This is a genomic window from Acidobacteriota bacterium (assembly GCA_030949985.1).
In the GTDB taxonomy this organism is placed as follows: domain Bacteria; phylum Acidobacteriota; class Polarisedimenticolia; order J045; family J045; genus JALTMS01.
Genome location: JAUZRX010000102.1, coordinates 1 through 2,416, shown reverse-complemented (window position 1 = coordinate 2,416; position 2,416 = coordinate 1). Strand labels below are relative to the sequence as shown.

The following is a 2,416-nucleotide window of genomic DNA, read 5'->3' as shown; positions in this document are numbered from 1 at the left end:
GGACTCCTGGTCGTCGCAGTCGCCGTCGCACTCGCTGTAGCCGTCGCCGTCCGCGTCGTTCCCGCCCGGGGAGAGCAGCCAGCCCCCGAAAGTCACCGCTCCCTGCACGGGGGTCCCGGAGCCCGGGCCGCCCCCCGACGGACCGTCGGCGGCGCCCCACCAGTTGCCGGTGGCGGTGAAGGGGTTGGTGTCGTGGTTGACCAGGCCGTTGCCGGATCCGGTCAGGTCGGCCTGCTCGATGCGGTTGGCGTCGGCGCCCGCGCCCCCCGCGTCGTCGGCTTCGAGGTTGGTGGCGTTACCGTCGAGCACCAGGCAGGAGACGGACGTGCCCAGCACGCGGCCCGGGTCGGTCGCTCCGCGGAGGATGCGGATGCCCGCGCCCGAGGCGGTGGTCACCGACCCGCCGCTGATGGTGGTGGCGGTGGTGTTCGAGCGCTCGGTGACGCACTCGCCGTCCCGCAGGGGTTCGAGGCGGACGCCGTCGACCAGCTCGGGGCCGGAGACCTGGTTGTCCGCGAGCGTGGTGCCCGCCGTCAGCGCCAGCAGGATGCCCGTGGCGCTGTCGCTCCAGGCCGGGGCGGGGGAGGCCGAGAGGGTCGACGACGAGATTTCCGTGTCGTCCGCCAGGCGCAGGGCGATGGCCCGGGTGGTGCCCGAGACGTCGGCGCGCACGATGCGGTTGCGGGCGGCGAAGGTGCCGGCGCCGCCTTCGCACACCGCGCCGCCGTCGATCTCGATGCCGGTGCGGGAGCGGTGTCCGCAGGCATCGGCGCCGCCGTAGTCGCGGATCACGCCGTCGATGGTGAGATCCTCGAAGAGGTTGTCGGAGGACTGGCCCCAGACCCGCAGCTCGGTGACGCCGTTCTCGCTCAGGCAGAGGCTCGAGAAGGTGGACGAGGAGACGTTCTTCAGTTCGAGGCCCATCTCCTCCCCGGTGTACTGGCCGCAGGTCACGTCCGGGCCCTCGCCGGCCCCTTCGATGCTCAGGTGGGACAGGCTGACGCCCGAGGTGTCGCTGACGCGGAAGACCGGCAGGTGGGGAGCGCTCTTCTGTTCGCCGCGGATCTCGGCCGTGGGGCAGCCGGAGGCGGGGGGAATGCCCTCGATCCTCATCGGACGGTTCAGGGTCACGTGCTCCTTGTAGACCCCTTCGCCGATCAGCAGGTCGGTGCCGTCGGCGCTGGCGTCGATGGCGGCCTGTACGGACTGGTAGCAGGTGTCGGGCGAGGGGTCCCAGCCGGACTCGGTGGGCCGCCGGACGAAAAACGGCGCCGCGTCGAAGAACGAGCCGGTGTCCACGGCGCCCCACACCGGGTCGCCGCTGCCCGGGGCGTCACCGCCGGGGCCGTCCGCCGCGCCCCACCAGGAGCGGACGGCGCTGATGGTGCCGTCGCCCTGGTGGCGCAGGGCGGCGCCGTTGCCGCTGAAGTAGCTGTAGGCCAGTTGCAGGCCGGTACCGGTGCCGGCCTCCACCCGCACCGCGTCACCGGTGTTGTTGATGAAGTGATTCTGCTCGAAGCGCAGGGTGGACCCGCCGGTGAGGACCAGGCCGTCGCCGTTGTCCCGCAGGCGGTTGCAGAAGAAAGTGGCGTCGGTGACCTGGTCGAGGAGCACCGCCCGGTCTTGGATCTGGTAGAAGTCGTTGCCCTCGAAGCGCACGTCACTGGCCTGGTGGATCTCCACCGCCACGTGGGAGCCCACATCGGGGTGGTTGCCGTCGTTGCCGATGATCTCCCCGGCCAGGACGATGTTGTTGTTGGTCCGGCCGCCGGTGGGCGGACGAATCACCAGGCCCGGTCCGTCGTTGTTGGTCAGGTGGCCGAGCTTGAGCTGGATCTTGCCGTTGCCGCCCACCATCAGGGTGCCGATGCCCGAGTCGGGAGTGCCGTCGTAGACGTTGTCCCGGGTGGAGGCGGCGAGGAAGGTGTTCCAGGCGCCTGCCGGTCCGGGGTCGCCGGTGGAGTCCCAGATCGCGCCGATGGAGCAGCCGGCCAGGGATGTGTTGTCGATCTTGACGTTGCGCAGCCCGGTGTGGTTGCTGTCGCCGATGCGCATGCAGGCGACGCCGACGGTGTCGTAGACGTTGACGGCGGTCCAGTGGACGTCGGAGGAGAAGATGCGCACCACGTCGACGGTGCCCGATCCGCGGAGGATGGTGCGGGTGGGAACTCCCTCGCCGTCGACGGTGACCGGGTGGTCGATCAGCACGTCCTCGAAATACTCGCCCTCGGCGACGGAGACGGTTTCGCCGTCACAGGCCACCTGCACGGCGTGGTTGATCGAAGCGCAGGGCTGGGCCGGATCGAGACAGGTGTTGCCGGCGTCGTCGCCCCCGGGGGCCACGTAGCGTACGCCCTGGTCCTCGTCCACGCTGCCGTCGCAGTCGTTGTCCAAACCGTCGCAGAGTTCGAGGGCC

1 protein-coding gene is annotated in these 2,416 nt (G+C 70.7%); it reads right to left on the bottom strand.

The window, feature by feature from the left end:
- The coding region (locus tag Q9Q40_14545) for a right-handed parallel beta-helix repeat-containing protein (protein ID MDQ7008438.1) at nt 1-2,416 on the bottom strand (2,416 nt) is incomplete at both ends.